Origin of the sequence: Salinivibrio sp. IB282, from assembly GCF_001995685.1 — a bacterium.
GTDB classification, from domain to species: domain Bacteria; phylum Pseudomonadota; class Gammaproteobacteria; order Enterobacterales; family Vibrionaceae; genus Salinivibrio; species Salinivibrio kushneri.
On record NZ_MUET01000098.1, the window covers coordinates 1 to 6723 of the forward strand.

The 6723-nt window shown below is 50.5% G+C and carries 4 protein-coding genes and 3 rRNA genes; 1 reads left to right on the forward strand and 6 read right to left on the reverse strand.

Going from position 1 to position 6723, the window contains the following annotated elements; genetic code table 11:
- The 4 genes from BZG14_RS14195 to rluD form a co-directional block, all read right to left on the reverse strand.
- Positions 1-85 (reverse strand): 16S ribosomal RNA (locus BZG14_RS14195); the annotation flags it as partial.
- A 458-nt stretch (positions 86-543) separates the two neighbouring features.
- Positions 544-3123, reverse strand: a complete 2580-nt coding sequence (clpB, locus tag BZG14_RS14200; RefSeq protein ID WP_077487173.1) for an ATP-dependent chaperone ClpB — start codon at positions 3121-3123, stop codon at positions 544-546.
- 77 nt (positions 3124-3200) lie between these two features.
- On the reverse strand, positions 3201-3923 hold the full coding sequence (gene pgeF / locus BZG14_RS14205) for a peptidoglycan editing factor PgeF (protein ID WP_077609036.1): 723 nt from the start codon (positions 3921-3923) through the stop codon (positions 3201-3203).
- Positions 3923-4897 carry a 23S rRNA pseudouridine(1911/1915/1917) synthase RluD gene (rluD, locus tag BZG14_RS14210; protein WP_077459643.1) on the reverse strand — a complete coding sequence of 325 codons (975 nt, stop codon included), beginning with the start codon at positions 4895-4897 and terminating at the stop codon, positions 3923-3925. The genes pgeF and rluD overlap by 1 nt, the downstream gene beginning before the upstream one ends.
- 198 nt (positions 4898-5095) lie before the next feature.
- Here rluD and bamD point away from each other — a divergent pair, with 198 nt between their 5' ends.
- Positions 5096-5821: an outer membrane protein assembly factor BamD gene (gene bamD, locus BZG14_RS14215; protein ID WP_077609037.1), complete on the forward strand. Its 726-nt coding sequence runs from the start codon at positions 5096-5098 to the stop codon at positions 5819-5821.
- A 401-nt stretch (positions 5822-6222) separates the two neighbouring features.
- On the opposite strand, the gene rrf is transcribed toward bamD, so the two are convergent.
- Both rrf and BZG14_RS14225 read right to left on the reverse strand, forming a co-directional pair.
- Positions 6223-6338: ribosomal RNA gene (gene rrf / locus BZG14_RS14220) — 5S ribosomal RNA — on the reverse strand.
- 115 nt (positions 6339-6453) lie between these two features.
- Positions 6454-6723, reverse strand: a 23S ribosomal RNA gene (locus BZG14_RS14225); the annotation flags it as partial.

Sequence of the window (6723 nt, forward strand, 5' to 3'; positions counted from 1 at the left end):
TTCAATGCTGCCGTTTCCGCTCGACTTGCATGTGTTAGGCCTGCCGCCAGCGTTCAATCTGAGCCATGATCAAACTCTTCAATTTAAGTTTGGTGTTTCCGTAGAAACTGCTCAATGAATACTGATTACTGTTTATCTCCGAAGAGACAAACGAATTGACTGTGCCGAACAACTATAAAAGTTGTCGTTTGGTCACTCAGTTCATCGAATAAATCTTTTTGTCTATTCTCAACGAGTGCCCACACAGATTGCATAGGTCAAATTGTTAAAGAGCGCCGCTCAATCTTGAGCGGGAGTGGCATTTTACGCCACTTTGGCAATGAGTCAAGCGTTTTGTTTGCTTGGCTGTTTTGCCGTTGTTAGCGCGGTTTGCCGTGCCAACGAGAAGCGCATTATAGAGAGGTAATTTTGTGACGCAAGGGGTTTTTAAGAAAAAATTTTCAGGCGAACAAAAACCCAACAACATGCATTATTACTGAGCATTTCCACGCTAAAACACGGCAAAAAGCCACCTAAAATTGGTGGCTTTCGTCCGATAAGTACTTATAAGTCCTGTTTTGCGATGATTTGGTCGTTTTCAACATCAAGGAAAACAGGCCGCCCTGGTATCAGCTCGCCACTTAGAATTTGCTGAGCAAGCGGGTTTTCAATTGTCTGCTGGATAGCACGTTTGAGTGGACGCGCACCATAGACGGGGTCAAAGCCACCTTTAGCCACTTTTGCCAAGGCTGCGTCTGAGACCTCAAGCTTAAAGTCTCTTTCGGCCATACGGTGAGCCAGCTCTTGCATCTGTAGACCCGCAATCTCTTTGATGTGGTCTTCGGCTAATGGATGGAAAACCACCGCTTCATCGATTCGGTTGATAAACTCTGGACGGAAATGATTGGCAGCTACTTCCATCACGGTGCGTTTTATACCCGCATAGTCCAGTTCACCGAAATGCGCCTGAATCTGCTCTGAGCCAAGGTTTGACGTCATGATCACCACCGCATTGCGAAAGTCGACGGTACGGCCTTGACCATCCGTCAGGCGACCATCATCCAGCACCTGTAGCAAGATATTAAACACATCCGAGTGGGCTTTCTCTATCTCGTCGAGCAGAATGACAGAGTAAGGGCGACGACGTACCGCTTCGGTCAGGTAGCCACCTTCTTCATAACCCACATAGCCTGGAGGCGCCCCCACAAGGCGAGCCACGGAGTGCTTCTCCATAAATTCGGACATATCAATCCGAACCATGGCATCTCGGCTATCGAACATAAACTCGGCAAGTGACTTACATAGCTCGGTTTTACCTACCCCCGTTGGCCCTAGGAAGAGGAATGAGCCGATCGGGCGATTCGGATCCGCCAAGCCCGCTCGGCTGCGGCGAATGGCGTTGCCGACAGCACTGACCGCTTCATCTTGGCCAACCACACGCTCGTGAAGCGCTGACTCCATTTTAAGTAGCTTTTCTTTCTCGCTTTCCAGCATGCGCGAGACTGGAATACCTGTCTGGCGTGCAATGACATCTGCGATCTCCGCATCCGTGACACGGTTTTTAAGCAATGTCATTTCCTGCATCTCTGCCTGACTGGCAAGATCCAGCTGCTTCTCAAGCTCCGGAATTTTTCCGTATTGCAGCTCTGACATCCGGCTCAAATCACCCGCTCGACGAGCGATTTCCATGTCAGTACGTGCTTGCTCTAACGCTGCTTTAATGTGTTGTGCACCAGACACGGCAGCTTTTTCAGTGTTCCAGACCTCTTCCAATTCTGCGTACTCACGCTCTTTTGCTTCTAACTCGTCGCGAAGCGTTTCTAAGCGCTTTTGGCTCGCACTGTCTTCTTCTTTTTCCAGTGCTTGCTGCTCTATCTTCAGTTGCACGATACGACGCTCAAGCCTGTCGAGTGAGTCTGGCTTTGAGTCTATTTGCATCCGAATACTGGAAGCGGCCTCGTCAATCAGATCGATGGCTTTATCTGGCAGTTGCCGATCGGCAATATAGCGGTGTGACAAGCTCGCAGCAGCAACGATAGCCGGATCGGTAATCTCTACCGCATGATGCAATTCATAACGCTCTTTGAGGCCTCGCAAAATGGCCACCGTGTCTTCGACATTCGGCTCACTCACCAATACTTTTTGGAAACGACGCTCTAATGCCGCATCTTTCTCCACATACTGCCGATACTCATCCAGCGTGGTGGCCCCAACACAATGGAGTTCACCACGTGCCAAGGCAGGCTTAAGCATGTTGCCCGCGTCCATGGCCCCTTCAGCTTTGCCTGCACCCACCATGGTATGCAGTTCATCGATAAAGAGGATGACATTACCTTCCTCTTTGGCAAGCTCGTTGAGTACCGCTTTTAGACGCTCTTCAAACTCACCTCGATACTTCGCCCCAGCAACTAATGAGCCCATATCGAGAGAGAGAACGCGTTTACTGCGAAGCCCCTCTGGCACCTCACCATTCACAATGCGTTGGGCAAGCCCTTCAACGATCGCGGTTTTACCTACACCGGGCTCACCAATCAGCACTGGGTTATTCTTGGTGCGGCGTTGTAACACTTGCACCGTACGACGGATTTCATCATCACGGCCAATAACAGGGTCGAGCTTGCCTTGCTCTGCACGCTCAGTAAGATCAATGGTGAATTTTTCGAGGGCTTGACGATTCTCTTCCGCATTCGGATCATCGACTTGCTGGCCGCCACGGACTTTCTCTATCGCTTCTTCAACCTTTTGCGACGTCAACCCGTGGCTACGCAACAGATCTCCCAACTGGCCTTTGTCTTCCACCGCCGCCAAAACAAAAAGCTCTGACGAGATATATTTATCTTTACGCTTTTGCGAGATTTTGTCGCACAGGTTAAAAAGCGTGCCTAGGTGGTTTGAAAGCTGTACTTCGCCCCCCGTGCCAGTGACTTGTGGTAGTCGGTCTAATAACTCAGAGAGACTGGAACGCAACTGGCTCACATCCACGTTCAGCATGGTCAATAACGGGCGGATGGCACTGCTGTCTTGGTTCAGGAGCGCGGTCATCAAGTGAACAGGCTCGATGTATTGGTGATCTCGCCCTAATGCGAGTGATTGTGCATCAGAAATCGCAATTTGGAATTTACTCGTAAATCGGTCAAGGCGCATAGTTCCTCCCACTTAACACCTCTAGTTGATGAATAAATGGGCACGATTGCGGCGCTTTTCAAGCACCTTTGTCGCTTTTATTTCACCCGCCAAATGCAGGTTGCCATCCGGCCTGTTTGCCCATCTCGTCGATACGAATAAAACTGATCCGCCTGCTGGTAGGTACAAAACTCCCCACCATAAACAGCAGTAACGCCAGCCTGTTGGAGTCGTTGCGTCGCGAGCATATAAAGATCAGCTAAGTACTTGTGGCTGTCGGTAGGCATAAAGGCGACCTTGGCTTCCGGTGACAAAGTGGTAAATGCCTGATACACATCTTCCCCCACCTCGAAAGCTTGGGGGCCAATCGCAGGCCCCAGCCAAACGAGGCATCGGCTTGGCGCCTCAAACATCGATAATGTCGATTCCAGCACACCATTCAATAATCCGCGCCAACCTGCGTGGGCCGCCGCGACTTGCTGACCATCGTCACTGCAAAAAAGTACTGGCAAGCAATCAGCCGTCATGATGGTACAGACTTGGCCTGTTGTTTCGGCGAAGGCCGCATCTGCCTCAGGGTGAGGATCTTCACTTGGAAGGTGCACGACCTGCGTGCCATGTACTTGGTCCAGCCAGGTAATATCGCCCTCGACCTGCTTTGCGAGTAGCAGTCGGTTTTTGGCAACATCATCAGGTGCGTCGCCAACATGCATACCCAAGTTCCAACTCGAAAAGCGCCCATGGCTCACGCCACCAACACGCGTGGTCGTCAGCGCACGCACATTGCTTGGGGCAGGCCAGTCGGGCTCGAGGTAGCGCATCAGTATTCCTCTTCTCCATATTGGCTTTGATCATCCCTTAGCAGCTCAGTCAGTGCGACCATGTCATCTGGAATCGGAGCATGCCATTCCATTTGCTCGCCAGTGACCGGATGATCTAAACGTAGCATGGCCGCATGTAGCGCCTGGCGCCGGAATTGGCGTAAGCCTTGGATGAGCGCATCATCGGCATGACGAGGCGGTTTAGCCTTGCCACCATATAGCGGATCGCCCACTAAGGGATGATTCAAGTAAGCCATATGGACACGGATCTGGTGGGTCCGGCCCGTTTCCAAGCGCAAACGTAACCGCGTGTGGCCACGAAAATGCTCGGCCACGCGATAATGGGTGATCGCGGGCTTACCTAATTCATGCACCGCCATATGGGTGCGTTTCGTTGCGTGGCGGCCAATCGGCTTATCCACCAAACCACCACCAGTCATATTACCAATCGCAATCGCTTCATACTCACGGGTAATTTTCCGCTTCTGTAGCGCACGCACCAAACGGGTTTGTGCCGGAATAGTTTTTGCGACCACCATTAATCCCGTGGTGTCTTTGTCCAAACGATGGACGATCCCTGCTCGAGGTACGTCTCCTATTTGCGGATAACGATACAAAAGACCGTTCAGTAAAGTACCATCAGGGCAACCTGCGCCTGGGTGAACAACCAGCCCCGCAGGTTTATTAATCACCAACAAGTCGTCATCTTCATAGACAATATCGAGCGGAATATCTTGCGGGATCCAACGGTCATCATCCTCGATTTCCGCAGTGATCTCGACGCTTTCTCCTCCCATCACTTTTTGACGCGGTTTATCAATGGCCACGCCATTGAGTGACACCTGACCGGCTTGGATCCAGGTTTTGATCCGAGAGCGCGAGTAATCAGGAAACAGCTCAGCGATAGCTTGGTCGAGCCGCTGACCTAGTTGATGATCTTGGATCTGATGGGATAACTCTATCTGTTGTGCCATATCGAACTTTTCTGTGATTTCTATGACTAAACCCTTGCGACAGTCGTTATAGTGGCGCTTGGCATATCGCCTGCAAACGCCTTTTGCTATAGTCGCCTGTCACTGGATAAAATAGCCGGAATAATGACATTGTATCTGTTTGCCGCTGCGACCGTAATCCAGATGGCATAAAAACTTTTCAAGGAAGTGCGATAACCCATGAAACGCCTAACCCTGACTGCGCTACTCGCAGCCTCTCTACTCGCCGGTTGTTCAAGTAACGACCAAGTCGTTCAAGACGATCCGCCATCCAAACTGTATCAGGATGCTGAAGCGCAGTTAAATCAAGGGGCTTGGATAACCGCGATTGAAAAGCTGGAAGCACTAGATTCRCGCTATCCTTTTGGTGCTTATTCTGATCAAGTGCAGCTGGACCTTATTTATGCATATTACAAAAATGATGACTTGGCTTTGGCCGAAGCCACGATCGATCGTTTTATGCGTATGCACCCAGCGCACTCAGAAGGTGACTGGGTGGTTTATATGCGTGGTCTTGTCCATATGGGCCAAGATCGTAGCCTCATTCACGATATCTTACGTATGGAGCGGGATGACAGAGATCCGCAACCAGCACGTAAAGCCTTTGCCGATTTTCGTCGCTTACTTGAGCGCTATCCCAACAGTGAATATGCCGCAGATGCCAAAGCGCGGATGACCGCATTGAAAAACCGCCTTGCCAACTATGAGCTCGCCGCCGCTGATTACTACATCCGTCGCGAAGCATGGGTTGCCGCGGTTAACCGTTGCCAAGCGTTGCAGCGTGACTTCCCTGATACAGAGGCAGCCCGCGCATCGTTATCTTTGATGCTGAAAGCCTATGAAAAGCTTGGACTCGAAGAACCTGCAGAGCGAACAAGAAAACTTATCGCTAAGAACCCAGCGTAATAGCAAGTCAAAAAGCTTGATAATCAAAACCTCCGCCAAGGAGGTTTTTTTATGTCTATAGATTACCGGTGAAAAGCGCGCTTCACCGAGTAATATTGGAATCGACTCTCGGCTTCAGCGTTGAGTGAGAACAGCCACACGCTTGTCGATGTATAACGAGAGAGTTTGAGGCGGCAGGTTATTGAAGCAAAACGCGGACAATGTTGGTTTAGATACAAAAAAGCCCCGACCATAAGGTCAGGGCTCTGTATTTTCTCATCAAAGTCTTACGCATATCTGCTTTGATGCTTAAATTGCGAGCTATGCGCAGAGAGTTTTGAAGCGAGAAGCACGGTGTATGCCAATACATGAGCATCGCAGCTATCAAAAATCACAGGCAATAGGCGCAATTTATAATCAAAGCCTGGCGATGTCCTACTCTCACATGGGGAGACCCCACACTACCATCGGCGCTGCTTCGTTTCACTACTGAGTTCGGCATGGAGTCAGGTGGGTCCAAAGCGCTATGGTCGCCAAGCAAAATTTGGTGTGTCTTCACTTTTCAGTCAAAACACGAATCTAGAAAGCTGTTTCGTTCTCGCCACAATCAACTGGCTTATTTTAAGTCCAACCCAAAACCGCTTGGGTGTTGTATGGTTAAGCCTCACGGGCCATTAGTACAGGTTAGCTCAACGCCTCACAGCGCTTACACACCCTGCCTATCAACGTCGTCGTCTACGACAACCCTTTAGAGAGCTCGAMGCTCTAGGGATGACTCATCTCGGGGCCAGCTTCGCGCTTAGATGCTTTCAGCGCTTATCTGTGCCGAACTTAGCTACCGGGCAATGCGTCTGGCGACACAACCCGAACACCAGCGGTTCGTCCACTCCGGTCCTCTCGTACTAGGAGCAGCTCCCCTCAAT